Annotated in this window: 22 protein-coding genes; 10 read left to right on the top strand and 12 right to left on the bottom strand. The window is 67.5% G+C overall.

What is annotated here, in order from left to right; all coding sequences use genetic code 11:
• Positions 1 to 2 precede the first annotated feature (2 nt).
• The 4 genes from C7I84_RS05070 to C7I84_RS05055 form a co-directional block, all read right to left on the bottom strand.
• A complete protein-coding gene (locus C7I84_RS05070; protein ID WP_106771073.1) occupies positions 3 to 1,832 on the bottom strand; it encodes a monovalent cation:proton antiporter-2 (CPA2) family protein in 1,830 nt (609 codons plus the stop codon).
• Positions 1,833 to 1,933: 101 nt separating this feature from the next.
• On the bottom strand, positions 1,934 to 2,479 hold the full coding sequence (locus C7I84_RS05065; protein WP_106771072.1) for a hypothetical protein: 546 nt from the start codon (positions 2,477 to 2,479) through the stop codon (positions 1,934 to 1,936).
• Between the two features lie 205 nt (positions 2,480 to 2,684).
• Positions 2,685 to 3,281 carry a DUF4142 domain-containing protein gene (locus C7I84_RS05060; protein WP_106771275.1) on the bottom strand — a complete coding sequence of 199 codons (597 nt, stop codon included), beginning with the start codon at positions 3,279 to 3,281 and terminating at the stop codon, positions 2,685 to 2,687.
• 50 nt (positions 3,282 to 3,331) lie between these two features.
• The gene (locus tag C7I84_RS05055; protein WP_106771071.1) at positions 3,332 to 4,726 is read right to left on the bottom strand and encodes a cytochrome B6; all 1,395 of its coding nucleotides are present in this window, start codon (positions 4,724 to 4,726) and stop codon (positions 3,332 to 3,334) included.
• 177 nt (positions 4,727 to 4,903) lie between these two features.
• On the opposite strand from C7I84_RS05055, the gene C7I84_RS05050 reads away from it, so the two are divergent.
• The gene (locus tag C7I84_RS05050) at positions 4,904 to 7,387 is read left to right on the top strand and encodes a DNA translocase FtsK (protein ID WP_106771070.1); all 2,484 of its coding nucleotides are present in this window, start codon (positions 4,904 to 4,906) and stop codon (positions 7,385 to 7,387) included.
• Positions 7,388 to 7,636: 249 nt separating this feature from the next.
• On the top strand, positions 7,637 to 8,827 hold the full coding sequence (gene cml / locus C7I84_RS05045; protein WP_106771069.1) for a CmlA/FloR family chloramphenicol efflux MFS transporter: 1,191 nt from the start codon (positions 7,637 to 7,639) through the stop codon (positions 8,825 to 8,827).
• 88 nt (positions 8,828 to 8,915) lie between these two features.
• Here cml and C7I84_RS05040 read toward each other — a convergent pair whose 3' ends face one another.
• From C7I84_RS05040 to C7I84_RS05030, 3 genes are all read right to left on the bottom strand, one after another.
• Positions 8,916 to 9,995, bottom strand: a complete 1,080-nt coding sequence (locus C7I84_RS05040) for a YcjF family protein (protein ID WP_106771068.1) — start codon at positions 9,993 to 9,995, stop codon at positions 8,916 to 8,918.
• The gene (locus C7I84_RS05035) at positions 9,992 to 11,455 is read right to left on the bottom strand and encodes a YcjX family GTP-binding protein (protein WP_106771067.1); all 1,464 of its coding nucleotides are present in this window, start codon (positions 11,453 to 11,455) and stop codon (positions 9,992 to 9,994) included. The genes C7I84_RS05040 and C7I84_RS05035 overlap by 4 nt, the downstream gene beginning before the upstream one ends.
• A gap of 86 nt (positions 11,456 to 11,541) precedes the next feature.
• Positions 11,542 to 12,045, bottom strand: coding sequence for a SixA phosphatase family protein (locus C7I84_RS05030; RefSeq protein ID WP_106771066.1), 504 nt, complete (start codon positions 12,043 to 12,045; stop codon positions 11,542 to 11,544).
• A 253-nt stretch (positions 12,046 to 12,298) separates the two neighbouring features.
• Here C7I84_RS05030 and dksA point away from each other — a divergent pair, with 253 nt between their 5' ends.
• Positions 12,299 to 12,715, top strand: coding sequence for an RNA polymerase-binding protein DksA (dksA, locus tag C7I84_RS05025; protein ID WP_106771065.1), 417 nt, complete (start codon positions 12,299 to 12,301; stop codon positions 12,713 to 12,715).
• Positions 12,716 to 12,821: 106 nt separating this feature from the next.
• Here dksA and C7I84_RS05020 read toward each other — a convergent pair whose 3' ends face one another.
• Positions 12,822 to 13,667 (bottom strand): flagellar biosynthetic protein FliO, encoded by an 846-nt coding sequence (locus C7I84_RS05020; protein ID WP_165815985.1) that lies wholly within the window; start codon positions 13,665 to 13,667, stop codon positions 12,822 to 12,824.
• A 374-nt stretch (positions 13,668 to 14,041) separates the two neighbouring features.
• Between C7I84_RS05020 and cckA the strand changes: the two genes are divergently transcribed.
• Both cckA and C7I84_RS05010 read left to right on the top strand, forming a co-directional pair.
• Positions 14,042 to 16,663: a cell cycle histidine kinase CckA gene (gene cckA, locus C7I84_RS05015; protein WP_106771064.1), complete on the top strand. Its 2,622-nt coding sequence runs from the start codon at positions 14,042 to 14,044 to the stop codon at positions 16,661 to 16,663.
• Between the two features lie 62 nt (positions 16,664 to 16,725).
• On the top strand, positions 16,726 to 17,424 hold the full coding sequence (locus C7I84_RS05010; RefSeq protein ID WP_106771063.1) for a purine-nucleoside phosphorylase: 699 nt from the start codon (positions 16,726 to 16,728) through the stop codon (positions 17,422 to 17,424).
• Positions 17,425 to 17,427: 3 nt separating this feature from the next.
• On the opposite strand, the gene C7I84_RS05005 is transcribed toward C7I84_RS05010, so the two are convergent.
• Complete coding sequence (locus C7I84_RS05005) at positions 17,428 to 17,733, bottom strand: ribbon-helix-helix domain-containing protein (protein ID WP_106771062.1); 306 nt, start codon at positions 17,731 to 17,733, stop codon at positions 17,428 to 17,430.
• On the opposite strand from C7I84_RS05005, the gene C7I84_RS30315 reads away from it, so the two are divergent.
• The 4 genes from C7I84_RS30315 to C7I84_RS04990 all read left to right on the top strand — a co-directional run bounded on the left by C7I84_RS30315 (position 17,733) and on the right by C7I84_RS04990 (position 20,692).
• Entirely contained in the window at positions 17,733 to 18,029 is a 297-nt protein-coding gene (locus tag C7I84_RS30315; RefSeq protein ID WP_133170058.1) for a hypothetical protein, read from the top strand. The genes C7I84_RS05005 and C7I84_RS30315 overlap by 1 nt on opposite strands.
• A gap of 19 nt (positions 18,030 to 18,048) precedes the next feature.
• Positions 18,049 to 18,444, top strand: coding sequence for a VOC family protein (locus tag C7I84_RS05000; protein ID WP_106771061.1), 396 nt, complete (start codon positions 18,049 to 18,051; stop codon positions 18,442 to 18,444).
• Positions 18,445 to 18,517: 73 nt separating this feature from the next.
• A complete protein-coding gene (locus tag C7I84_RS04995) occupies positions 18,518 to 19,051 on the top strand; it encodes a Twin-arginine translocation pathway signal (protein ID WP_106771060.1) in 534 nt (177 codons plus the stop codon).
• A gap of 69 nt (positions 19,052 to 19,120) precedes the next feature.
• Positions 19,121 to 20,692, top strand: coding sequence for a GMC family oxidoreductase (locus tag C7I84_RS04990; RefSeq protein ID WP_106771059.1), 1,572 nt, complete (start codon positions 19,121 to 19,123; stop codon positions 20,690 to 20,692).
• Between the two features lie 117 nt (positions 20,693 to 20,809).
• Here C7I84_RS04990 and C7I84_RS04985 read toward each other — a convergent pair whose 3' ends face one another.
• Complete coding sequence (locus C7I84_RS04985; RefSeq protein ID WP_106771058.1) at positions 20,810 to 21,703, bottom strand: LysR substrate-binding domain-containing protein; 894 nt, start codon at positions 21,701 to 21,703, stop codon at positions 20,810 to 20,812.
• Positions 21,704 to 21,826: 123 nt separating this feature from the next.
• Between C7I84_RS04985 and C7I84_RS04980 the strand changes: the two genes are divergently transcribed.
• Entirely contained in the window at positions 21,827 to 23,047 is a 1,221-nt protein-coding gene (locus tag C7I84_RS04980) for an acyl-CoA dehydrogenase (RefSeq protein ID WP_106771057.1), read from the top strand.
• 57 nt (positions 23,048 to 23,104) lie between these two features.
• Here C7I84_RS04980 and C7I84_RS04975 read toward each other — a convergent pair whose 3' ends face one another.
• Complete coding sequence (locus tag C7I84_RS04975) at positions 23,105 to 23,983, bottom strand: SMP-30/gluconolactonase/LRE family protein (RefSeq protein WP_106771056.1); 879 nt, start codon at positions 23,981 to 23,983, stop codon at positions 23,105 to 23,107.
• Between the two features lie 25 nt (positions 23,984 to 24,008).
• Positions 24,009 to 24,881, bottom strand: coding sequence for an SMP-30/gluconolactonase/LRE family protein (locus C7I84_RS04970; protein ID WP_165815984.1), 873 nt, complete (start codon positions 24,879 to 24,881; stop codon positions 24,009 to 24,011).
• Positions 24,882 to 24,890: the final 9 nt, after the last annotated feature.

Raw genomic sequence — 24,890 nt, 5'->3', positions numbered from 1 at the left:
CCTCAGCTTTCCGTCGCCGGCCGGGCAAGGATGTCGGCGGTCTCCGGATTCATCGCCTGGCCGGCGCGCCGGGGTTGCGACAGCGGACCCGGAACCGGTGCGTTGCCCTTCATCAGCGCACGCCCGGCCTGGAGGCCGCCGGCGATCTGCAGCTCCAGCCGCTCGTCGTCGCGCTGGCGGACGTCGGCCAGCACCTCGGTCACGGACTCCGCCTCGACGCCGAGTGTCTGCAGCGCCTGGCCGCCGAGGGCAAGCGCCGATTCGAACGTCTCGCGGATCTGGTAGTCGACGCCCGCCTTGATCAGGGCGAGCGTCGTGCCGCGGTCGAAGGCGCGCGTCAGGACCGGCACCAGCGGGAACTCGGCCTTGAGCAGCTCGGTGATGCGCACCGCCGTATCGCCGTCATCGACGCAGACCAGCACGGCGCGTGCATGCGCGGCCCCGGCGGCGTGCAGGATGTCGAGCCGCGTGCCGTCGCCGTAATAGACCTTGAAGCCGAAATTGGCCGCGGCCTGGATCATCTCAACGTCATTGTCGATGATCGAGACGTCGATGCCCCTCAGCAGCAGCGGCTGGCTGACGATCTGGCCGAAGCGGCCGAAGCCGATGATCAGCACGCTGCCGCTCAGCCCGTCGGCGATGTCGACATCGTCCAGCGACTGCGTCTCGCGCGGCGTGACGGCGCGCAGCGCGATCACCGCGAGAGGCGTCAGCACCATGGAGACGATGATGATCGCTGTCAGCACGGCGTTCTCGTCGGTGCTGAGGATGCCCTCGGACAGAGCGGCGGAATAGAGTACGAAGGCGAACTCGCCGCCCTGCGCCATGATCACCGCGCGCTCCAGCCCCTCATGGTGGCCGGAGCCGAACAGCCGGGCGACGACATAGATGCCGACCGCCTTCACGATCATGTAGGCGGCGACATAGAAGGCGACGGTGCGCCAGTTGTCCCAGACGATGCCGAGGTCCAGCGACATGCCGACGGCGATGAAGAACAGGCCGAGCAGGATGCCTCGGAACGGCTCGATGTCGGCTTCGAGCTGGTGGCGGAAGGTCGATTCCGACAGCATGACGCCGGCCAGGAAGGCGCCCATGGCCATCGACAGGCCGCCGAGTTGCAGCGCCAGCGCCGATCCGAGCACCACCAGCAGCGCCGCCGCCGTCATCACCTCGCGCGCCCGTGATTCTGCGAGCAGGCGGAAGAACGGGTTGAGCAGGTAGCGGCCGGCGACCACCAGGCCGACGATCGCGCCGACGCCGATGCCGATATGGGCGAGGCGTTCCGACCAGCCGGTCGCCTCGGCATTCGGCGCCAGGAAGGCGACCAGCGCCAGCAGCGGCACGATCGCCAAATCCTCCAGCAGCAGGATCGAGATGATCCTTTGGCCCTTCGGCGTGGCCATGTCGCCGCTTTCCTCCAGCGACTGCATGACGATCGCCGTCGAGGTGAGCACGAAGCCCGCGCCGGCGACGAAGGAGGCTGCGACGGGGAAGCCGGTGGCGATGCCGATGGTCGTGAGCAGCAGCGAGCAGATCAGCACCTGCATGAAGCCGAGACCAAAAATCTCGCGGCGCAGGCCCCACAGCCGCGACGGCTTCATCTCCAGCCCGATGATGAACAGGAACATCACCACGCCGAGCTCGGCGACGTGCAGGATGGCTTCCGCCTCGTAGAAGATGCCGAGGCCGAAGGGGCCGATCGCCAGTCCGGCGGCGAGATAGCCGAGGATCGAGCCGAGGCCGATCCGCCTGAAGATGGGGACCGCGACCACGCCTGCCGCGAGCAGCGCCACCACCTGGACGAGGTCGTCGCCTGCTCCTTCAACCGCCATCAGCCGCCTCGTCCTTCGAACCATCCGAGGCCTGCGACGGCAGACCTTCTTGCGGCTACGATAGGGACTTGGGGCGGCCTCTGCCAGCCCCGGAGGCGCTGCTAGTCGATCGAGCCCACAGCCGTGGCGTCGAGACGTTTCAGGCTCATACCGATCACCGGCACCAGCTGCTTGTCGACGCGTACCGAGACGGTGACGTTCATGGTGTTGGCATCGGCGATGCGGGCCTGCATGACACCCTTGAGCTGCTTGCGGTTGATCGCGAACATGACCTTGCGGCCGTCCTCGACGACGCTGCCGGAAACGATGTCGAGACCCTTGCCCGCGGCGCCGTCCATGAAGGCGCCCTGGTAGCGGCCGCCCTTCTGCTCGACCGTGGCGGTCATCTTCTGCGAGAACACGCCGACCCGGCAGCTGCCGTCGAGCGTCATGCCGGCGGCCTTCGCCGGCGTCGAGCCGGCAAAGGTGCAGTTGAACTTGGTGCCCTTGTATTTGCCGGCGACGATCTCGCCGGGTCCGGCCCAGTTGCCCTCGACCGACTGGAAGAACTTCTTGTCCCGGTCGGCGGCCTGGGCATCGAGCGCAGGCGCGCCTGCGGCGGCCGCGGCAAGCAAGGCAAGGGCGGCGGAACGGGACACGGACATCATCGGCGACTTCCACGCATCGGAGCTGATGACCGACCATGACCAAGAATGGTTAATGCTTTGCTTCGGAACTCTGCCCTGCCGGCCGCCAAGACAGCAGCCGGTGTCCACACGGGAGGCGGGGCGGTTGGTCCCGTTCGGCGCTTTCCGGTGTTGCTGCCGGGTGCTGCTTGACAGCCCGGACGGCGGCCGTGTCGACGATGTTCGATTATTTCGTGCCGGCAGGCCGGACCCTTGCATCGTCGGCCAGTTGCGCCTGGATTTGCCGGGCCATCTCGAGATGCTCCAGCACCTTGGGAAGCGTTTCCTTGGCGAATTGCTGGACTTCGGCGTCCTGGCCGAGACCGATCTCCCAGACGAGAAGCTGCACGGTCTTCTGGTGATCGATCACCTGCGCCTTCATGTATTCGAGATCGAATCGGGCGCCATCGAGTTTTTCGAGATCGGCGCGCATCTTCTCATGGTCGGGATCGAGCCTGTCGGGCAACGGCATCCTGCTCTTGTCGGCGATCGCCTTGAGCTTTGCGTTCGCGTCGGTGTGGTCGCCGACCATGCGGTCGGCGAAGGCCTTCACCTCATCATTCGTGCTCTTTCCGGCGGCGAGCCTGCCCAGTTCCACCTCGGCCAGGCCGCCTGCGGTGACGAGTTGGGCGAACAGCCGGTCCTGGTAGTTAGTCTGGTTCGGCGCCGGTTTTCCCGGCGCGTCCGTCCGCGAGTCCGGCGCCCAGCCGGCGGGATTGCCGAATTGCGCAAGGGCATGGCCGGGCAGCAGAACCAGTCCGAGCATGATCGTCAGGGCGCGCATCTCTTCCTCCGTCGTTGCGCGCAGAAGCTGCGCGGGCGCGGTCGCGGCGCTCAAAGCGTGAGCAGATAGGCGACCAGCGCTTCCTTCTCCTCGCCTGTGAGCCTGGTGCCGAGCACTAGGTTGAAGAACTCGACCGTGTCGGCGAGCGTCATCAGCCGACCGTCATGCATGTAGGGCGGCGAATCCTTGATGCCGCGCAGCGTGAACGTCTTGATCGGGCCGTCGGGCATGGCGACGAAATCGTTCGTCGTCTCGCCGATCTTGTAGAAGCGCTCGAGCTTCAGGTCGTGCATGGCGTTGTCCATGAAGGACAGCGCCGGGACGTGGCATTCCGCGCAGCGGCCCTTGCCCATGAACACCTGTTCGCCCATCAGCTCCTGCTCGCTCGCCTGCGCCGGGTCGAGCCGGCCGAACACGTCGAGCTTCGGCGCCGGCGGGAAGTCGATGATGTTCTGCATCTGCGCCATCATCGCCACCTGGTTGGGGCGGTCTGGCAGGTGCACGCCCTTGCGGGTGGCGCTGACATGGTCGCCGTTGAAATAGGCGGTGCGCTGCTCGAATTCGGTGAAATCCTCGACAGAGCGCAGCGAGCGCTTCGAGCCGTGGATCTGCTGGTTGAACAGCCCGCGCAGGCTCGTCGTGTCGAGGCGGAAGCGCTCGGCCTGCGGGCGGATGTCCGGCGTCAGGTGGAAGGCCGCGTTGGTGTGGAAGTTGGAGTGACAGTCCAGGCAGGCGACGCCGAGGCTCGGTTGAGCGACCTTGCGGTCCTCGGTCTGGTTGAACTCCTCCTGCGGGAAGGGCGTGAGCAGCAGCCGCAGCCCCTCCATCTGCACCGGCGTGACGATGCCGTTCATGTATTCGTAAAAATTTCGGATGGTCAGCAGGTCGCCGCGCGAGACGTCGCCGAGCTCCGGATGGGTGGTGAGGAAGATCGGCGGCGGGAATTCCGGCGTCAGATGGGCGGGCAGATCGAAATCGACGTCGAAGCGCCGGAGGTCGCGCGCCTCGTCGCGGCCGATCTCGGTGATCTGCTCTTCCGGAAAAACCTGGCCGCCCGCCGCCTGCTTGGTGTGCGGCAGCGGCTTGAAACCGTCGGGCAGCAGGTCGCGATCGCGGATTTCCTGAGGGCTCATCGCCGCCAGGCCGTCCCAGGTCTCGCCTTCCGGCAATTTGACGCGCACACCCTCCTGCACCGCCTTGCGGCCGCCCGACATCATCACGGCCGCCGGCCGGTCGGCGAGGTCGTAGCGCTGCTCGAGCAGGGCACGCTGGCGCTGCATCACGCCCGGTCTGGCCGCCTCGTCATTGGCCCTGACCGCCGAGAAGGGAAGCGCCGGCAGAGGCCGGTAGGTCGTATCCGGCGGCAGCGGGTCGCCGGCATGGGCGAGCGTGAGCGCCGCGGCGCCCAGCGCGCACGGCAGTCCGTACCAGATGAGACGGGGCATGATTCCCTCCAACGACGTGCCGCCGGACGAGCGTCTGAAACACGGCGCGCCCTAACCGGGAAGGGGAGGGAATGTTCCTCGACGATCGATCACGTCGCCGCCGCTTCGGAAGGAACTGTTAACCAGTCGCTTCCTATTCCTCGGTGGACATCCCACCAAGAGTCCGAGTTGGTCTCCATGCATTCCCACCGCGCCAATTTCCCGAACCAGGTCTTGCACGGCGACGAGGGCGATCGCGGCAAGGAAACGCTTGCGGGCGGGCAGGGCGCCGGGCTCGTCGATTCGCCGTGGCAGGAGTATTTTTTCCTGGCGCCGAACGTCCGCTTCACCCGCACGCCGGATCGCGATATCCGCAGGCAGCGCCCGGAGGACGACGCCGGGCAGGCGGACGGGCAGGGCGGTGCCGCGCCGGACAAGGTCGCGGCGGCGGTTCCGGCAGTCGCAAAGCCCGCTGTCCACCCCTCGGCGCCATCTGGATTCGCCAGGAATCGTCCGGCAGGCTCTCCGTCACCCTCGAAAACGACGGAGGCCGCGTCCCGGAAGCCTGTGCCGACCGTCGTGCCGTCCGCCCCACAGCCGCCGGGCGAGGCCGCCACGGCAGCCGGCCTGCCCAAGCCGAACGGCCATCAAGACCCGGGGGCAGGCGTTTCGCCGGCTGTGCCTGCCGGCGCCGGACGGACCGGCTGGTCCTTTCTTTCCGACCACGCCTTCTTCGAGTTCGTGGATCCCTATCTGTCGGTCGCGCCGGCCCGGGCCGCGCCGGCGGCGACGGTTGTAGCCATGCCGGCGCCGGTGACGCTGCCGGCGAAGGGGAAGGAGGCCCGCGCCGCGGCCGCGCCCGAGATCACCGCGCTGTTCCGCGTCATCGACTGCGCCCAGGGCAGGGCGGCTGCCACGGCAGCGTCCCATGTCGCTGCCGTACCGCCGGCCCAAGACGCTTCGCGGGACCTGCGCGTGCCCGCCGCCGCTTCCGGTACGCCAAGGGCCGCGCCCGCTCCGGCCGGCAACGCCGCGGCCTGCGGGCAGCCGGCGAGAAAGCCGGACATCGCCATGCCCCTAGCCCCCCGTCCGTCCCTGCCGGCGGTCGGCGCGAGCACCCGGTCCGGCGCGACCGACGCCTACGCGTTCCCGTCCGAGGAGCTTTTGCAGCAGCCGCCCGAAGGTCAGGGTTTTTACATGTCGCAGGAGCGGCTCGAGCAGAACGCCGACCTCCTGGAAAGCGTGCTCGAGGATTTTGGCGTGCGCGGCGAAATCATCCATGTTCGCCCCGGCCCGGTCGTCACGCTCTACGAGTTCGAGCCGGCGCCGGGCGTGAAATCCTCGCGCGTCATCGGGCTGGCCGACGACATCGCCCGCTCCATGTCGGCCGTCTCGGCCCGCGTCGCCGTCGTGCCCGGCCGCAACGTCATCGGCATCGAGCTGCCCAACGAGACGCGCGAGACCGTCTATTTCCGCGAGCTGATCGAAGCCGACGGCTTTCGACGAACCGGCTGCAAGCTGGCGCTCTGCCTCGGCAAGACGATCGGCGGCGAGCCGGTCATCGCCGAGCTCGCCAAGATGCCGCATCTGCTGGTTGCCGGCACCACCGGCTCGGGCAAGTCGGTCGCCATCAACACCATGATCCTGTCGCTGCTCTACCGCCTCAAGCCCGACGAGTGCCGCCTCATCATGGTCGACCCGAAGATGCTGGAGCTTTCGGCCTATGACGGCATCCCGCATCTGCTGACCCCCGTCGTCACCGACCCGAAGAAGGCGGTGACGGCGCTCAAATGGGCGGTGCGCGAGATGGAGGACCGCTACCGCAAGATGGCGCGGCTCGGCGTGCGCAACATCGACGGCTACAACCAGCGCGCCGCGAGCGCCCGCGACAAGGGCGAGACCGTCACCATGACGGTGCAGACCGGCTTCGAGAAGGGCACCGGCGAGCCGCAGTTCGAGGAGCAGGCGATCGACCTCGCGCCGATGCCCTACATCGTCGTCATCGTCGATGAGATGGCCGACCTGATGATGGTCGCCGGCAAGGAGATCGAGGGCGCCATCCAGCGCCTGGCACAGATGGCGCGCGCCGCCGGCATCCATCTCATCATGGCGACGCAGCGCCCGTCGGTCGACGTCATCACCGGCACCATCAAGGCCAACTTCCCGACCCGCATCTCCTTCCAGGTCACCTCGAAGATCGACAGCCGCACGATTCTCGGCGAGCAGGGGGCCGAGCAGCTGCTCGGCCAGGGCGACATGCTGCACATGGCCGGCGGCGGCCGGGTCGTGCGCGTCCACGGCCCGTTCGTCTCGGATGCGGAGGTCGAGCAGGTCGTGGCGCATCTGAGGACGCAGGGCCGCCCCGACTATCTCGAGACGGTGACTGCCGACGAGGAGGAGGAAGAGGCGGAAAGCGACGACATCGCAGTCTTCGACAAGGGCGCCGTCGCGGCGGACGACGCCGACGCCCTCTACGAGCAGGCGGTGAAGGTGGTGCTGCGCGACAAGAAGTGCTCGACCTCCTACATCCAGCGGCGGCTTGGCGTCGGCTACAACAAGGCCGCCTCGCTGGTGGAGCGCATGGAGAAGGAAGGACTGGTCGGCTCTCCCAACCATGTGGGAAAGCGCGAGATCATTTCGGGCAGGCCGGCCGCCGGGCTGGACAGGGACGCGGGGGAATGATTGCGGGGGCGCCGGCATTTGCATGCGACTGTCGCGCAAGCAGCCCGCTTGTCCGAACAGTCTCTTTCTGGTAGGGCCGCGCTTCTCAATTCCGCAACGTCCAGTTAGGAGCCGGGTCGGTGAAATCGTCAGACAGGTAAGCCGCAACAACCCTCCCACGTTGTTGCGGCGTTCTGTTCGATGGGGTCACGATCCCGGCCGACAGGCAGATCGCCGCCAGATGTCTTTCATTTGAGCGGATGTTTTCCCATGCCTGTGAAACCGCCCGTATGGGCCAGTTCGCTGCCGGCAGCGCTGCTGCTGATGGCGCCCTTCGATATCCTCGCCTCGCTGGCGATGGACATTTATCTTCCCGTCGTTCCGGCCATGCCGGGCATGCTCGGCACCAGCCCGGCCGTGGTGCAGTTGACGCTGAGCCTCTACATGGTCGTGCTCGGGCTCGGTCAACTCGTCTTCGGCCCGGTCTCCGATCGGATCGGCCGCCGGCCGGTGCTGATCGGCGGCGCGCTGCTGTTCGCCGCCGCATCCTTCGCCCTGGCCGCGACCTCGACGGCGGTTCCGTTCGTCGCCCTGCGGTTTCTTCAGGCGGTCGGCGCCTCGGCGGCGCTGGTCGCCACCTTCGCGACGGTCCGCGACGTCTATGCCGAGCGCCCGGAGGGCGTGACCATCTACGGCCTGTTCAGCGCCATGCTGGCCTTCGTGCCGGCGCTCGGCCCGATCGCCGGAGCCGTTATCGCGGACGTGTTCGGATGGCGAGCGATTTTTGCCACGCTCGGCGCGCTGGCGGTCCTCGCCACGCTCAACGCGCTCCTGCGCTGGCACGAGACCCGGCCGGCGACGGCCGCCGCCCGCCGGTCGGCACTGCCGATCTTCCGCAGCATGCCCTTCTGGACCTATTCGCTCGGCTTCAGCGCCGCCATGGGCACGTTCTTCGTGTTCTTCTCGACTGCGCCGCGCGTCCTCATCGGCCGCGCCGGCTATTCGGAGTTCGCGTTCAGCCTGGCCTTCGCCACGGCGGCGGTCGTCATGATCGCCACCACGCGCTTCGCAAAAGGCTTCGTGGCGCGATGGGGCATTGCCGGCAGTTTGGCCCGCGGCATGCTGCTGCTGCTCGCCGGGGCGTTCCTGCTGGTCGCCGGCCAGCTCTTCGGCGCGCCGTCCTTCATGACCTTCATCCTGCCGATGTGGGTGATGGCGGTCGGCATCGTCTTCGCCGTCTCGGTGACGGCCAACGGCGCGCTGCAGGGCTTTGATGACGTCGCCGGTTCGGCGGTGGCGCTCTACTTCTGCGTCCAGAGCCTGATCGTCGGCATCGCCGGCACGCTGTCGGTCGTCCTGCTCGGGGGCGACACAGCCTGGCCGCTCGCGGCCTTTGCGACGATCATGGCGCTGCTGGTGCTTGCGGCGCTGGCGGTATCGCGGCGGCGGGCGAGAGCATAGCGAGGCGGTTGCATACGAGGCAGTAGCGTGATGCCTCTCCGATGCGGCGTGCCGGATCGGAGAGGACGGCGAAACAGTCGCACGGGTATCAGCCGGCCGGCGCGTCCTTCGCGCCGGCCTTGCGGCGGGTGAATGACGCCAGTTCGGTCAGGAAGTCGGTCAGCCTCGGCCGCTTCAGTGCGTTGAAGGGAAGGGGCCGCACGGTCTCGATGGCGGCGATGCCGATGCGCGCCGTCATCGTGCCGTTGACGACCCCTTCGCCAAGCTTTGCCGAGAGCCGGGCCGCCAACCCCTGGCCGACGAGCTGGTGGACGAGGTCGTCGCCGGCGGCGATCGCGCCGGTGACGGCGAGATGCGCGATCACGCTCCGCGCCAGCCGGAAGAAGCCGAGCGTGCCCGGCCGTCCGCCGTAGAGCTCGGCCAGCCGGCGGATCAGCCGGCCGGCCTCGAACACAACATAGGCGAGGTCGACCAGCGCGCGCGGGCTGACGGCGGTAACGATCGACACGCGCTTGGCGGCGTCGAGCACCATGGTGCGCGCCCGCTGGTCGAGCGGGCCAAGAATCTCGGCCTCGGCAAGGCGGATGAGGTCGGCGCCGTCGATGATGTCGGTCTCCAGGTCGGCGAGCGCGCGCCGGCCGGCCGCCGTCTGCGGGTTCGCCGCGACCAGCGTCGTCAGCTCGGCGACGACCTTTCGCGCCGCGGCGGCATCGTTCCGCTGCGTCGCCTCGGCGGCAGATCGGCGCAGTTTCTCGATCGAGGAAAGCCGAGACAATGCAAGCAGTTCGCGCGCCAGGATCACGAGCAGCGCGAGCAGCGCCACAGCCGCCGCAACCGCTGCGACCCAGCCCAGCCAGTCGGCGCGGGCGAACAGGTCGCGGATCAGCCGGTCGGTCCACAGGCCGATGGCCAGTGACACGAGAATGCCGAAGGCAGTCGCGAAGGCGGTGCCGAGCCATGAGCGCTTCCGCGGCGCGGTGGCGGGCGGCGGATCGCCGGCAGGAATTTCCGGCTCGGCGAACACGTCGATCTCGTCCGGCACCACCACCGCCTGCTCGGTCTTGAGCGCGCGCGGCGGGCGCGGTACGGCCGTTCCACGGCTGGTAGGCTCGAGAGCCGTCTCGATCTGAGGCGGCTCGACGCGGAAGGCCGTCGGCTTGCGGGTCATGCGAGGCGGTCTCCCAACAGGAACTGCAGGGCGCGGTCCAGCCGGATATGCGGCAGCGACAGGGTGATGCCCTCGGCGGTGCGCTCCAGTTTCGGCGGCCGGAAACGCACGAAGCGGATGGCGTTCTCGACGGCGACGTCGCCGGCCGTCTCGAAGACGGCTTCCGCCTTGCCCGGCAGGTCGCCCGGAAACACGGCGGTCTCGGTCTTGCCGTCGAAAGTCTCGTCGCCGATGCGCTCCCCGGCGAGCGGCGTGCCGATGATGACAGGCAGTTCCTCGCGACCCTGCCGCACCGTGCCCTCGCGGGTGGCGCGCACGGCGGCCATCGCCAGCACGTCGACCGTGGCGCCGGTGAAGTCGGCGCGCTTCACCGCGCCGTCGGCGATGCGCCGGACGATCGCCTGCAGCCTGTCGTGGCTTTCATGGTGCAGGTGGTCCGCCTTGGTGGCGGCGATCAGGATGCGGTCGATGCGGTGGGCGAACAGGTCGGAGAAGAAGCCGCCGCGACCGATGCGGAAGCAGGCAAGGATCTCGCCCAGCGCCCGCTCCAGGTCGGCCAGCGCCCACGGCCCGGCATTGAGCGCCTGCAGCGCGTCGACTAGCACGATCTGCCGGTCGAGCCGGGCGACATGCTCGCGGAAGAACGGCTTTATCACATGCGTCTTGTAGGCCTCGTAGCGCCGCTCCATCATCGCGTGCAGCGAGCCCGGCCTGGCCGCCGCGCCTTCCTTCAGCGGCAGCGGCGAGAAGGTGAGCGCCGGCGAGCCGTCGAGGTCGCCCGGCATCAGGAAGCGTCCCGGCGGCAGTGTCGACAGCGCCCGTTCGTCGTGCTTGCAGGCCTTGAGATAGTTTGCGAAGGCCTCGGCGAGGCGGCGCGCCGTCATCTCGTCGGCGGTTGCGTCCGGATCGGTACCCGCCGCGAGCTTGCGCCACTCCGCCGCCAGTTCGGCGCGCACCGGCAGGGCCGAAAGCTCGACCGCCTCCCGCGAGAAATCGCGAAAGGATTTTGCCAGCAGCGGCAGGTCGAGCAGCCATTCGCCGGGATAGTCGACGATGTCGACCGACAGCTTTCCGGCGGAGAACATGCGGCTCCAGGCGGAGGCCGATTCGTACTCGATGGTCAGCCGCAGTTCGGAGATGGCGCGGGTCGAATCCGGCCAGGTGCGCGCCTCGACGAGGGCGGCGACATGGTCCTCATACTGGAAGCGCGGCACCGCGTCGTCCGGCTGCTCCTCCAGCCGGGAGCGGGCGATCCGGCCCGATTTATAGGCCTCGAACAGCGGCAGGCGGCCGCCATGGATGAGATTGTGAACAAGCGCGGTGATGAACACCGTCTTGCCGGCGCGCGACAGGCCGGTGACGCCGAGCCGCAGCGACGGCGAGAACATGGTCGCGGCGCGGCCGGTGATGGTGTCGAGCGCGATGCGCGCTTCGTCGGTGAAACTGGTGAGAGACGCCAAACCCGGTGACCCGCTCCTGCCCGTCTCCCGCGATATAGGCGAGCCCGCGGGCAATTGAAATGGCGCTCGCCCGGCGGGCGCCCGGCTCAGGAGCCGACCGGCGTCAAAAACGCTTCGAGGAAACCCTTGCCGGGCGTAACCCCGCTCAGGCTCGCGTCGAAGCGGATGACGGCGAGGCCGGAGGTCGGAAAGCCGAGCCCGAGCATGGCCAGCGCCGCCGGTTCTCCTCTCTCGGAAAGCGCCAGCGCCAGATCTTCCATCATCGGATTGTGGCCGATGACGAGCAGCGAGCCGTGCCGGCCGTGCTCGCGGACCAGTTGGAGGTAGCCGGCCGCATCCTCCGAATAGAGGTGATCGAGGAAGATCACCCGGCCGGTATCGGCGCTGCCGGCGATGCCTTCCAGCGTCTGCCGGGCGCGCTTCGCATTGGAGCACAGCGTCACGTCGGGAACATAGGCGTGCTCGCGCATCGCCTGCCCGGTCGCCTCGGCATCGGCGCGGCCGGTCGCGTCGAGCGGGCGGTCGAAGTCGCGCATTCCGGGTTGGGCCCAGCCGGCCTTGGCGTGCCGGAGAAGATAAAGCCTGCTCAACCTGCACTCCTGCCCGGACGAGGGCTCGAGCATCGATGTAGCCGCAGCGGAGAGGCCGCGCAACCGGCCGCGGGTAACGTCTGCGGCATGTTCGCTCATCAAATCAACGTCATGCAGACGTGCAATCAAGGCATGAATTGGTCCCGCGCCGACCCTAACAATCGCGTGACGCCGACGAGGAATGATCTTGTGCCGCGGGAGGTCGCCGAATATATAGGCGCCCAAAAACCAGGGGTGTAATGGGATGAGTCGAATGAGCGTGCTCGTTGATACAGACTATGTGCCCTCGGAAGATGAGCCGTTCATGAACGAGCGGCAGAAAGCCTACTTCCGAGCCAAACTTGTCAACTGGAAGAGTGAAATCCTACGAGAAGCCCGAGAAACCCTCGAAATCCTGCAGCAAGAAAACGCCAATCACCCCGATCTCGCCGACCGCGCTTCTTCCGAAACCGACCGAGCCATCGAACTTCGCGCCCGCGATCGCCAGCGCAAGCTGATCGCCAAGATCGATTCGGCGCTGCAGCGCATCGACGAGGGCACCTACGGCTTCTGCGAGGAAACCGGGGAGCCGATCTCGCTGAAGCGGCTCGACGCACGTCCGATCGCGACCTTGTCTATAGAGGCGCAGGAGCGGCACGAGCGCCGCGAGAAGGTTTATCGCGACGATTGAGCGGCCAAAAGCGCCGCTTTTTTTGTGAAAGCGGTCCTATTTTCTGACGAGAACGCATGAAAAAAAGCGGCTTCGAGCCGCTTTTTTCTGCGTCCATGCCGAAGATTTACCGGCGTGGCTTGGAGAGTTCGCCAAGCAGCCTAGCCATCTCGTCGTCCAGGGACGGAGCCGGGCCCGGCTTGCCGCCCTTGGTCTCGTCGTCGTCGAGCGAGACTTCCAGTTCCTTCAGCAGCGCGTCGTCGAGATCGTCCGAAGGTGACGGCGGAGGCGGGTTCCTGAGTGCCGAAGCCGCTGGCAGCACCGGCCCGGCCGGCGCCGGACGCGGCTCGGGCCCGGCCGGCGCCGGACGCGGCTCGGGCCGGGGGGGCGCGACCGGCTGGGCAGCAGGTCGCGGCGGCGCAAGGCGTTCCGAAGGCTGAGGCGGGGGCGGTTCGGGCAGGCGCGGCAGCGGCGCCGCCGACTCGGCCGGGCGGCGCAGCACCGGAGCGGGCACCTCGGGCACCGGTTTCGCCGGCGGGGGTGGCGGGGCGGCCCGCAGCGGTTCCGGAGCGCGCTGCGGCGGTGCCGCGGCGGGGGCAGGGGCTGGCTGCGCGGCGGGCGCGGGAGCCTGCGGCTCGCGGGCGCCTTCCGGCGGAAGGGACGGCCGGCGCTGCTGGCCGATGCGGATGTCGCGCTCCACCACCACGTCGGTCGGGCCGCCGATCAGAAGCAGATGCTCGATATCGTCGCGGCGCACCAGCACCAGCCGCCTGTGGCTGTCGACGGCCGTGGCGTCCATCACCGCCAGCCGCGTCTTGCGGTTGCGGCCGCCGGCCACGAAGGTGCCGAAGAACATGCCGCGAAACACCTTTACGACGATCAGCAGCACAACCAGCAGCAGCAGCGCGAAAAGTGTCCACAGGACCGCCTGCGAATATCCTGGACCCGCCACCTCGTCCAACCAGTCCAGCATTTCAGGCCCCGCATCGTTGAAATCGTGGCGACACTAGAGCAAAGGCCGCGCCGATGGAACCTGTCCGGGACGGCGGTTTTCGCAACCAAGGCGCTCGTATCGAGTCCGGCCCGTGCGGTCCGCCTTAGCCCTTGTTTTGCGAGGTAACGCTGTCCCGAAACAGGTTCCCACTCTCGGGCAAGATGCTTTAGTTTGACACCGTCAGCCGGCTTTCCGGGGGATGTGCGGGCAAGCCGGGGCTTTCGGAGTGACGGCTGGTCGGTGATCGGCCTGCAAGCCTTTGGCCGGAGGGCTTTTCGGGCTAAGGAGAATGGGACTTTGAGCCGATTCGGAGAAGGGGCAGGGCGGCGGGAAATGGCGGGGATCGCGCTCTGATGGCCAAGGACACGCGCGGCGATTTCTATCCCGTTCCGATCGTCGATCAGGGGACGCGCCCCGGCGCGATCACCCGGCTGATCGTCTTCATCGCCGTGCTGACGCTCGCGGCGGTGGTGTTCGGCCTGTTCCGCGACCATCTCGGCGATCCGTTCCTGCTCGGCATGCTCGGCGTGCTGGCCATGACCGGCGTCGGCTTCCTGTTCGCCGCGGCGATCGGCTTCGTGCAGATCGCCTCGCGCTCGACCACGGACGAGTTGTCGAAATCCTTCATCGATTCGATGGCGCAGGGGCTGGTGGTGGCCGATGCCAAGGGGCGAGTGGTCTATGCCAACCATGCCTATGCGGAGATGACCGGCGCCACCAGCGCCTCCGATCTGCGCACCGTGGAAGCGCTGCTGTCGGATGTTCCGGAAGCAGCGGATTCGGTCTACCGGCTGGCTTCCGGCCTGCGCGACGGCCATCCCGGCGCAGGCGAGTTCCGCATGGCGCGCTCGCTCAGGCCCGGCACCGACAGCGGTCCGCGCTGGTACCGGGTGCAGGCGCGCACCTTCAAGGTGCCCGGCCATAAGCAGCCCTTCTCGGCCTGGCAGCTCGCCGACATCTCGCGCGAGCGGGCCGAGCAGGAGCGTTTCTTCCTCGATCTGCAGCAGGCGATCGACCATCTCGACCATGCGCCGGCCGGCTTCTTCGCCGCCGATGCCGAGAGCCGCATCACCTATCTCAACTCGACCCTGGCCGAGTGGCTGGGAGTCGACCTGGCAAGTTTTACGCCCGGCGACCTGACGCTTGGCGAGATCGTCGCCGGCGACGGCATGGCGCTGGTGCGCTCGGTGAAGGCCGATCCCGGCACGACCAAGAATGCCGTCATCGATCTCGACCTGGCGATGTCCACCGGGCAGGCGCTGCCGGTGCGCTTCCTCCACCGCGTCACCGCCAATCGCGACGGTTCCAACGGGCCGACCCGCACGGTCGTGCTCAACCGGGCGCAGGGGGAGGATTCCTCTTCGGATCTGCGGGCTTCGGAGATACGCTTCACGCGGTTCTTCAACTCGACGCCGATGGCGATCGCCGGCATCGACCAGCAGGGGCGCATCCTGCGCACCAACGCGCCGTTCTTCTCGCTGTTCGCCTCGGTGGTCGACCGCGACGCCATCGACCGTCATGTCCGCTTCGATTCGGTCATCCACGAGCGCGACCGGCCGGCTTTCGCGCTGGCGCTGGAGAAGGCGCGCCGGCGGCAGGCCGATATCGAGCCGATCGAGACGGTATTGCCCAACAACGAGGAGCGGCATGTCCGCCTCTACGTGAACGCGGTCGTCGACGGCCCCGAGGGCGACCCCGCGGAAGAGGCGGCGATCGTCTACGCGGTCGAGACGACCGAGCAGAAGGCGCTGGAGGGCCAGATGGCCCAGAGCCAGAAGATGCAGGCCGTCGGACAGCTCGCGGGCGGCATCGCGCACGATTTCAACAACGTGCTGACGGCCATCATCATGGCCTCCGACCTGCTGCTCACCAACCACCGGCCGTCCGACCCGTCCTTCCCGGACATCATGAACATCAAGCAGAACGCCAACCGCGCCGCGTCGCTGGTCCGGCAACTGCTCGCCTTCTCGCGCAAGCAGACGCTGCGGCCGGAGGTGCTCAGCCTGACCGACGTGCTGGCCGACCTGCGCATGCTGCTCGCCCGCCTCGTCGGCAACAACGTCAAGCTGAAGATCGACCATGGCCGCGATCTCTGGCCGGTGAGGGTCGACATCAGCCAGTTCGAGCAGGTCGTGGTCAACCTGGCCGTCAACGCGCGCGATGCCATGCCGGAGGGCGGCACGCTGACCGTCCGCACGAAAAACCTCACCGCTGAGGAGACGCGTTCGCTGCCCTATCATCGCGAGCTCGACAACAACGACTTCGTGCTGGTCGAGATCGAGGACACCGGCACCGGCATCGCGCCCGAGGTGCTGAAGAAGATTTTCGAGCCCTTCTTCACCACCAAGGAGGTCGGCAAGGGCACCGGCCTCGGCCTGTCGATGGTCTACGGCATCATCAAGCAGACCGGCGGCTTCATCTTCTGCGAATCGGACGTCGGCAAGGGCACGCTCTTCCGCATCTTCCTGCCGCGTCATGTCGCGCCAGCTCGCGCCGTAGAGGCGGGTTCATCCTCCGCCGACAGTGCAGCGGCGGGCGAGAAGCCGTCGAGGGCCGAGATCGCGCAGCTCGCCGCACGGCAGGAGGCTGCGCGCGACCTGTCCGGCTCGGCCACGGTTCTGCTGGTCGAGGACGAGGACGCCGTGCGCATGGGCGGCGTGAGGGCGCTGACGTCGCGAGGGTACACCGTGCACGAGGCGTCGTCAGGCGTCGAGGCGCTGGAGATCTATCACGAGCTCGAAGGCAAGATCGACATCATCGTATCCGACGTGGTCATGCCGGAAATGGACGGCCCGACCCTGCTCGGCGAGTTGCGCAAGCTCGATCCGGACGTGAAGTTCATTTTCGTGTCGGGCTATGCGGAGGACGCGTTCGCCAAAAACCTGCCCGCCGACGCGAAATTCGGCTTCCTGCCGAAGCCCTTCTCGCTGAAGCAGTTGGCGACCGTCGTGAAGGAAGTGCTGGAAGGAAACTGAAAAACCGGCAGAATGCCGGGAGGAGACGCAGACAGCCGATCGCGAGCGCATTCGAGGGGACGATGACGCCGCATAACGAGGCCTTGCCGGGCGACTTTGCCGAAACCGTGCTGATCCCGGGCGACCCGCTGCGCGCCGAGTGGATCGCGGCGACGTTCCTGGAGGCGCCGCGCTGCGTGAACCGGGTGCGCGGGACATTCGGCTTCACCGGTCTCTACCGGGGCAAGCAGGTGAGCGTGCAGGCGACCGGCATGGGGCGGCCGTCCTTCACCATCTACGTGCACGAACTGGTCGCGGTCTACGGCGTGCGCACCATCATCCGCGTCGGCTCCTGCGGGGCGCTGACGCTCGGCACCCCGCTGCGCGAGGTCTTCATCGCCGAAAGCGCCGTGATGGACACCGATGTGGGGGCGAGCCGGCATGTCGGCACGCCGGACCCCGATCTGTTCCGCCGGGCGGTCGAAGCCGCCACGACGCAATCGATCGGCTTTCATGTCGGGCCGATGGTGTCGAGCGACGTCTTCTATCATCCCGAGCCCGAGACCCGCTTCGACCTGCCGGTGTCGAAGGGCATCACCGCCGTCGACATGGAGACTGCCAACCTGTTCGCGCTGTCGCAAAGCCTCGGCTTCCGTGCGCTCTCGGTCTGCACGCTGGTGGACAGCCTGGTCACCGGCGAGGAAACGGCGCTGTCTGAGCGGCACGAGCTGTTCCGCGGCAGCGCCCTGGTCGCGCTGGAGACGGCGAGGACAGCCGGTTAGCGTTCAGGCGGCTTCGCTGTGCAGCGCGACCAACTCCGCTTCGGCCGGTCGGTGGCCGCGCAGATACAGTGCGCAGGTGGTGCGCAGCATCGAGGCGAAATTCGGGATCTGGCCGTTGATCTCGAGCGCCTCGTCGTAAAGCTTCGAGATGAATTTCGGCGTGCTCAGCCCCTGCGTCACGGCGATCTCATCCAGCAGCTCCCAGAACGTCGCTTCGAGCTGGATGCTGGTGGAATGGCCGCCGATGCGGATCGAGCGGTTGATCTGGCGGTAGCCTTCCGGATCCTGGCCCGCGAATACCCTGCACATTGCGCATCTCCTCCGAGAGCAATTCCGTTTTCTTCGAAATCAACGAAATTGCTGTATTTCTTTGTTTTTTTGCAATTCCGGACGCAAAACCGCTGCACATTTTTGCTGGAATTGCCCTAGATCCTGGTCCTGGCCGGCTGGCCGAGAAGGCCGGCCGGCAGCATTGCCCGTGTGGAACCATATTCCGTCCAATCGGCCGCCGCCGCAATCGCACTTTCGTCCGTCAGGTGTTTTCGGCGGTGGTAACCCGCTGCCACCACAGGCCGGGCGCGCCGGCTCATAATCCGCGCTACTGATGGTTCGACGGAGACGGGTTTGGCCAAGGCGAAACACAGCATGATCCGGGTGCTCGACGAACCGCGCTCGGTGGGGTTTTACCAGAAGGCGTTCGGCCTCGAGATTGCCGATCGACTCGACTTCGACAGCTTTACGCTGGTCTATCTGAGCAACAGAGAAGCCGATTTCGAGGTCGAGCTGACCATCAACAAGGGCCGGACCGAGCCCTACGCATTGGGCGACGGCTACGGCCACATCGCCTTCTCCGTCGACGATCTCGACGCCGAGCATGCGCGCTTCGAGGCGGCGGGTTTTGCGCCGCGCAAGATCGTCGAGTTCAACCGCGACGGCGCGCTGCTCGCCCGCTTCTTCTTCGTCGAGGATCCCGACGGCTACAAGATCGAGGTGCTGCAGCGTCAAGGCCGGTTCCGATAGGGCGGCGCGGACGCGGGGTCCGCCAGCCAGCCGCGGCGCAAGGAGGCGCCGTCAGCAAGCAAGGGAGGAAAATATGGTCACCGTATATGACAGGACGCCCGGCATTTCCCGCCGGGAGCTTTTCCGGCGCGGCGCAGGCGCCGGCGCGCTGCTGGTCGTCAGCGGCACGGCGGTGCTGAGCCCGCGCCACGCCTGGGGCCTGGAGACGACGGCGCTCAAGCCGGAGACGATGGCGACGCTGATCCAGATGGCACGCGACGTCTATCCGCACGACCAGGTGCCGGACAGGTTTTACGCCATCGCGGTGAAGTCGCACGACGAGACGGCCGCCAGGGACGCCGCGCACAAGGAGCTGATCGAGAACGGCGTCGCCGATCTCGACCGGCGCTCGGGCGCCGGCGGCTATCGCGGCCTCGGCTGGGAGGAGGAGCGCGTCGCCGTGCTCCGGCAGATCGAGGAGACGCCGTTCTTCCAGGCCGTGCGCGGCGGGCTGGTGGTCGGGCTCTACAACCAGAAGGAGGTGTGGCCGATCTTCGGCTACGAGGGCGAGTCCTATTCCAAGGGCGGCTACATCGCGCGCGGCTTCGACGACATCGAGTGGCTGTAGGGGCGCTCGCCCGGCCGCCGCACGGGCGGCCCGTTCAAGCCTCTGACATCAAGCCTTTGGGAGGAAACCATGGCTGCATCCTATGATCTCAACGACGACAGCGTTGTCGTCATCGTCGGCTCGGGCGCCGGCGGCGGCACGCTCGGCAACGAGCTCGCACAGAAGGGCATCGACGTCGTCATCCTCGAAGCCGGACCGCGCGTCGAATATGACGCGTTCGTCAATGACGAATGGGAGTCGTTCGCCCAGCTCGCCTGGGGCGATCCGCGCACCACGGCGGGAAGCTGGCGCGTCGCCAAGGATTTTCCCGGCCTGCCCGCGTGGATCGTCAAGGCGGTCGGCGGCTCCACCACGCACTGGGCCGGCGCCTCGCTGCGCTTCCAGGAGCACGAGTTCAAGACGCTCACCCATTACGGCAAGATCGATGGGGCGAACCTGCTGGACTGGCCGATCTCGCTCGCCGAGCTGGAGCCCTACTACGCCCGGGCCGAGGATAAGATGGGCGTCACCCGCACCAACGGCATCGAAGGGCTGCCCGGCAACAACAATTTCAAGATCCTGAAAGCCGGCGCCGACAAGCTCGGCTACAAGGAGTGCCACACCGGGCGGATGGCGATCAATTCGGTCGACCGCGACGATCGCATGGCTTGCCAGCAGACCGGCTTCTGCTTCCAGGGCTGCAAATGGGGCGCGAAGTGGTCGACGCTCTATACAGAGATTCCCAAGGGCGAAGCGACCGGGAAGCTGGAGGTGCGGCCGAACGCGCAGGCGGTGAAGATCGAGCACGACGCCTCGGGCAAGGTCACGGGCGTCACCTATGCCGACAAGGACGGCAAGCTCAGCACCCAGAAGGCGCGCATCGTCGCCGTCGCCGGCAACTCGATCGAGAGCCCGCGCCTGCTGCTCAACTCGGCTTCGTCGCTGTTCCCGGACGGGCTTGCCAACTCGTCTGGGCAGGTCGGCAAAAACTACATGCGCCACACCACCGGCTCGGTCTACGCCATCTTCGACAAGCCGGTGCATTTCTACCGCGGCACAACCATGGCCGGCATCGTCCAGGACGAGGCCAGGCACGACACGTCGCGCGGCTTTGCCGGCGGCTACGAGATGGAAACGCTGGCGCTCGGCGTGCCGTTCATGGCGGCCTTCCTCAACCCCGGCGGCTGGGGCCGCTCCTTCACCACGGCGCTCGATCACTACGACCATATGGCGGGCATGTGGATCGTCGGCGAGGACATGCCGCAGGAGGGCAATGCGGTGACGCTCGATCCGGAGGTCAAGGACAAGTTCGGCATGCCGGTGGCGCGGGTCAGCTTCTCCGACCATCCGAACGACGTCGCCATGCGCGAGCATGCCTACCGGCAGGGTACGGCGCTGTACGAGGCGGTCGGGGCGACCCGCGCCTTCCCGACGCCGCCTTATCCCTCGACCCACAATCTCGGCACTAACCGCATGAGCGAGAAGCCGGGCGACGGCGTGGTCGACAAGAACGGCCAGACGCACGACATCAAGAACCTGTTCATCTCGGACGGCAGCCAGTTCACCACCGGCGGGGCGGAGAACCCGACGCTCACCATCGTCTCGCTGGCGATCCGGCAGGCCGACCATATCGCCAACGAGATGACGGCGCGCAACATCTAGGCGGCGTGCCGGCCGGTCGCTTGGCCGGCCGGATCATTTGTCCCGGCAAGGCCGGGTCCTCCCAGCCGGGGGGAGGGAAGAGCGGCGGCTCTCCCTCCCTCCGGTGCCGCGGGATGGTCAGGAACCGGCGGCTGCCGACTCTGCGCGAATCCAGGCGAGGAACGCTTCGAAGGCGGGCGCCTGGGCGCTGCGCTCGGGATAGAGCAGCGCATAGGGCGCGCCGACGCTGAGCGCCCGCGGCGAGGCGCGGACCAGCTTGCCCTCGAGAATCTCCTTCTCCGCCACCTGTTCGGGCACCAGCGCGATGCCGAGGCCGGTGACGGCCGCCGCCACCAGCATGCCGAAATGCTCGAAACGGTCGCCGCGCAGGATCGAGCGGGGGTCCATGTCGGCGTCGCGGAACCAGTCGAGCCACAGCCGCGGCCGCGTCGCCTGCTGGAGCAGGGGAAGGCGCGCCAGCGCCGCGTCGTCAAGCGGCGCGGCGACGAGGCCGGGCGAGGCGACGACGATCAGCCGCTCCTCCATCAGTGCCTCCCACAGCGTGTTGGCGCCGCGCATGTCGAGCCGCTGCAGAGCAGCGTCGAACGGTTCCTTGTCGAAGTCGACCGGATCGAGACGGGCGGCGATGTCGACCGTCACCTCCGGGCAGATCTCACGGAAGCGGACCAGCCGCGGCACCAGCCAGGCGGTGCCGAAGGAGGGCAGCACCGCCAGCCGGATCAGGTCGCCGCGGCCGCCGAACGCCATGACGGTGGCGGCCGCCTGCTTGAGCCGGTTGAGCAGCCGCTCGGCCTCCGGCAGGAAGGCGCGGCCGGCGTCGGAGAGGACCAGCCGCTGCCGCGCCCGGTTGAACAGCCGCACGCCGAGCCGCGCCTCGAGGCTCGCCAGCGAGCGGCTGACTGCGCTCTGCGTCAGGTTGAGCTCCACCGCCGCGCGGGTCGTCGCTCCCGTCCGCGCGCAGGCGCAGAAGGCGTTGAGCTCGTTCACCGTCGGCAGATAGGCGTCGCGCATCGTGACCGGTTCGGTTATGATCGGAACTCATAAGAAGCTGAGATTTCATCGTTAGCATCCGGGTTGCGGATGCGCTAGGTCCGCCCGGCGAGCCGTGTGCCGTAAAGACGAAGGAGAATGCCGATGACCGAAGCGCCGAAGCTCAAGGCAAAGGATCAGCCCGGTCTCGCCGCCTTCGCCTGGGAGGACCCGTTCCTGCTGGAGGAGCAGCTTTCCGAGGAGGAGCGCATGCTGCGCGACGGGGCGCGCTCCTTCGCCGACGACAGGCTGCAGCCGCGCATCATCGAGGCCTTCGCCAATGAGCATACCGACCCGGCGATCTTCCGCGAGATGGGCGAGGCCGGCCTGCTTGGCGTGACCATTCCCGAGGAATATGGCGGCCTCGGCGCCTCCTACGTCTCCTACGGCCTAGTCGCCCGCGAGGTCGAGCGCATCGATTCCGGCTACCGTTCGATGATGTCGGTGCAGTCGTCGCTGGTGATGTACCCGATCTACGCCTATGGCAGCGAGGAGCAGCGGCGCATATACCTGCCGAAGCTCGCCTCGGGCGAATGGATCGGCTGCTTCGGCCTGACCGAGCCGGACGCCGGCTCCGATCCGGGCGGCATGCGCACGCGTGCCGAGAAGACCGCCAAGGGTTTTCGGCTCTCAGGCTCGAAGATGTGGATCTCGAACGCGCCGATCGCCGACGTCTTCGTCGTCTGGGCGAAGTCGGACGCGCATGGCGGCAAAATCCGCGGCTTCGTGCTGGAGAAGGGCATGGCCGGCCTGTCGGCGCCCAAGACCGAGGGCAAGCTGTCGCTGCGCGCCTCGATCACCGGCGAGATCGTCATGGACGGCGTCGAGGTCGGCGAGGAAGCGCTGCTGCCGCATGTCGAGGGACTCAAGGGGCCGTTCGGCTGCCTCAACCGCGCCCGCTACGGCATCAGCTGGGGGGCGATGGGTGCGGCAGAATTCTGCTGGCACGCGGCGCGCAACTACGGCCTGGAGCGCAAGCAGTTCGGCCGCCCGCTCGCGCAGACGCAGCTCTTCCAGCTCAAGCTGGCCAACATGATGACCGAGATCTCGCTCGGCCTGCAGGCGTCGCTGCGCGTCGGCCGCCTGCTCGACGAGGCCAAGGCGGCGCCGGAGATGATCTCCATCGTCAAGCGCAACAATTGCGGCAAGGCGCTCGACATCGCCCGCATGGCGCGCGACATGCACGGCGGCAACGGCATCTCGGGCGAGTTCCAGGTGATCCGCCACATGATCAACCTCGAGACCGTCAACACCTACGAGGGCACGCACGACGTGCATGCGCTGATCCTCGGTCGCGCGCAGACGGGGCTGCAGGCGTTCTTCTGAGCGCTGGGCGCAATCTGACATGCCTGCCGGCGACCAACTCGCCGGCGTCAACCGATATCACCCGGCGAAGCGCGGCTCCGGCACGCCCTTGATGCCGAGGCCGTGGATCGCGAACAGGCTGCCGCGCAGGACGCCGTCGCCGGGGAAGCGCGGCAGCGGCGGTTTTGCCATCGAGGTGACGTAGAGGATGTCGAGGTTCGGCCCGCCGAACATGACGCTGGTCACCTTCTTCACCGGCATGTCGATGACACGGTCGACGCTGCCGTCCGGCGCGTAGCGGACCAGCTTGCCGTCATAGACCTGCGCGTTCCACAGAAAGCCCTCGGCGTCGACCGTCGAGCCGTCGGCGGCGCCGCCGCGCGACGTGTCGATCTTCGTGAAGGTGCGCCGGTTGGAGACGCTGCCGGTCTCCTGGTCGTAGTCGTAGGCCCAGATCTCGCCCGACCAGGAATCGGCGAAGTAGAAGATGTCGCCGTCGGGGCTCCAGCACGGGCCGTTGGAGACGATGATGCCGGTCTCCATCTGAGTGACGGTGAAATCCGGATCGAGCCGGTAGAGCGCGCCATAGGGGCCGGTTTCCTGGCTGTCCATGGTTCCGGCGAAGAAGCGTCCCCGGCGGTCCACCTTGCCGTCGTTGATCCAGTTGGTCGGACGGGCGGTTTCGATCTCGGCGACGAGCGGGCATTCGCCGGTCCCGAAATCGAGTGCGTGGAAGCCCTTCGCCAGCGAGCAGATGGCGCCCTTGCCGTCCTTGCGGATGGCGATGGAGCCGACGCGCGACGGCACGTCCCAGGCGCGGATCTCGCGGCCGTCATGGGTGGCGCGGAAGACCCTCATGCCTGCCGCGTCGATCCAGTAGAGCCGCTGCTGCTCCACGTCCCATAGCGGGCCTTCGCCCAGTGTGGTCTTCACATCGACGACGACTTCGATCTTCATCAAGTATCCTCCCGAATGGAAATGCTCAGCCGCGGAAGCGCGGCTCCTCGATGCCGCGCACGCCGAGGCCGTGGATGGCGAAGACGAAACCCGCCTCGCGCTCGCGGTGGTATTCGTACTGGAAGGGCCGCGCCATCGACGTGACATAGGCGATGTCGAGGTTCGGCCCGCCGAAGGTGAGGCTGGTGGTGGAATTCACCGGCAGGCCGACGATGCGGTCGACGACGCCGTTGGGGTCGAAGCGGATCAGCCGGCCGGAATAGACCTCGCAGCTCCAGACAAAGCCGTCCGCGTCGACGGTGGCGCCGTCGGGCAGGCCGCGTTGGTTTTCGAAGCTGGTGAAGGCCCGGCGCGAGCGGACGTTGCCGGTCGCGGTGTCGTAGTCATAGGCCCAGATGAGCTTTTTGCCGGTGTCGGCGAAATAGAAGGTCTTGCCGTCCGGGCTCCAGCATGGGCCGTTCGAGCAGACGATGCCGGTGTCGAGCGTGTGAACGGACCAGTCCGGATCGAGCCGGAACAGTTTTCCGACCGGCTCGCTCTCCTCGAAGTCCATGGAACCGGCGACGAAGCGGCCCTGGCGATCGACCTTGCCGTCATTCATGCGCGGCCGCAGTTCGCCGGGCTGGGTTTCGGCGAAACGCTCCGCTGAACCGGTCGCGAAATCGAAGGTGTAAAAACCGTCGCGCAGCGACAGGATGGCGCCGCCCCTCTCGCGTAGCGCCATGGAGCCGATCGGCTCCGGCACGCTCCAGCTCCGGCGGTCTCCGCCCGAGGCGTCGCAGCTATGGATCGCCGGCCCGTAGGAATCGATCCAGTAGAGCCGCTGCTCGCGGACGTCCCACAGCGGTCCTTCGCCGAGCTGGTCCGGTCGGTCGCTCAGAACCTCGATGCGCAGCATGGTGTCCTC

It is taken from the genome of Kumtagia ephedrae (genome assembly GCF_003012745.1).
In the GTDB taxonomy this organism is placed as follows: domain Bacteria; phylum Pseudomonadota; class Alphaproteobacteria; order Rhizobiales; family Rhizobiaceae; genus Kumtagia; species Kumtagia ephedrae.
This window is presented reverse-complemented; position numbering and strand designations above follow the sequence as displayed.

What these genes read in the sequence shown, in the direction of transcription:
- C7I84_RS05010 (WP_106771063.1), top strand. Translation starts at nt 16,726, where the DNA reads ATGACGCCGCATAACGAGGCCTTGCCGGGCGACTTTGCCGAAACCGTG.
- C7I84_RS04970 (WP_165815984.1), bottom strand. Translation starts at nt 24,881, where the DNA reads ATGCTGCGCATCGAGGTTCTGAGCGACCGACCGGACCAGCTCGGCGAA.
- C7I84_RS05070 (WP_106771073.1), bottom strand. Translation starts at nt 1,832, where the DNA reads ATGGCGGTTGAAGGAGCAGGCGACGACCTCGTCCAGGTGGTGGCGCTG.
- C7I84_RS05060 (WP_106771275.1), bottom strand. Translation starts at nt 3,281, where the DNA reads ATGCGCGCCCTGACGATCATGCTCGGACTGGTTCTGCTGCCCGGCCAT.
- cckA (WP_106771064.1), top strand. Translation starts at nt 14,042, where the DNA reads ATGGCCAAGGACACGCGCGGCGATTTCTATCCCGTTCCGATCGTCGAT.
- C7I84_RS04975 (WP_106771056.1), bottom strand. Translation starts at nt 23,983, where the DNA reads ATGAAGATCGAAGTCGTCGTCGATGTGAAGACCACACTGGGCGAAGGC.
- C7I84_RS04980 (WP_106771057.1), top strand. Translation starts at nt 21,827, where the DNA reads ATGACCGAAGCGCCGAAGCTCAAGGCAAAGGATCAGCCCGGTCTCGCC.
- C7I84_RS04995 (WP_106771060.1), top strand. Translation starts at nt 18,518, where the DNA reads ATGGTCACCGTATATGACAGGACGCCCGGCATTTCCCGCCGGGAGCTT.
- dksA (WP_106771065.1), top strand. Translation starts at nt 12,299, where the DNA reads ATGAGCGTGCTCGTTGATACAGACTATGTGCCCTCGGAAGATGAGCCG.
- C7I84_RS05055 (WP_106771071.1), bottom strand. Translation starts at nt 4,726, where the DNA reads ATGCCCCGTCTCATCTGGTACGGACTGCCGTGCGCGCTGGGCGCCGCG.
- C7I84_RS05050 (WP_106771070.1), top strand. Translation starts at nt 4,904, where the DNA reads ATGCATTCCCACCGCGCCAATTTCCCGAACCAGGTCTTGCACGGCGAC.
- C7I84_RS05040 (WP_106771068.1), bottom strand. Translation starts at nt 9,995, where the DNA reads ATGACCCGCAAGCCGACGGCCTTCCGCGTCGAGCCGCCTCAGATCGAG.
- C7I84_RS05065 (WP_106771072.1), bottom strand. Translation starts at nt 2,479, where the DNA reads ATGATGTCCGTGTCCCGTTCCGCCGCCCTTGCCTTGCTTGCCGCGGCC.
- C7I84_RS04985 (WP_106771058.1), bottom strand. Translation starts at nt 21,703, where the DNA reads ATGCGCGACGCCTATCTGCCGACGGTGAACGAGCTCAACGCCTTCTGC.
- C7I84_RS05005 (WP_106771062.1), bottom strand. Translation starts at nt 17,733, where the DNA reads ATGTGCAGGGTATTCGCGGGCCAGGATCCGGAAGGCTACCGCCAGATC.
- C7I84_RS04990 (WP_106771059.1), top strand. Translation starts at nt 19,121, where the DNA reads ATGGCTGCATCCTATGATCTCAACGACGACAGCGTTGTCGTCATCGTC.
- cml (WP_106771069.1), top strand. Translation starts at nt 7,637, where the DNA reads ATGCCTGTGAAACCGCCCGTATGGGCCAGTTCGCTGCCGGCAGCGCTG.
- C7I84_RS05020 (WP_165815985.1), bottom strand. Translation starts at nt 13,667, where the DNA reads ATGCTGGACTGGTTGGACGAGGTGGCGGGTCCAGGATATTCGCAGGCG.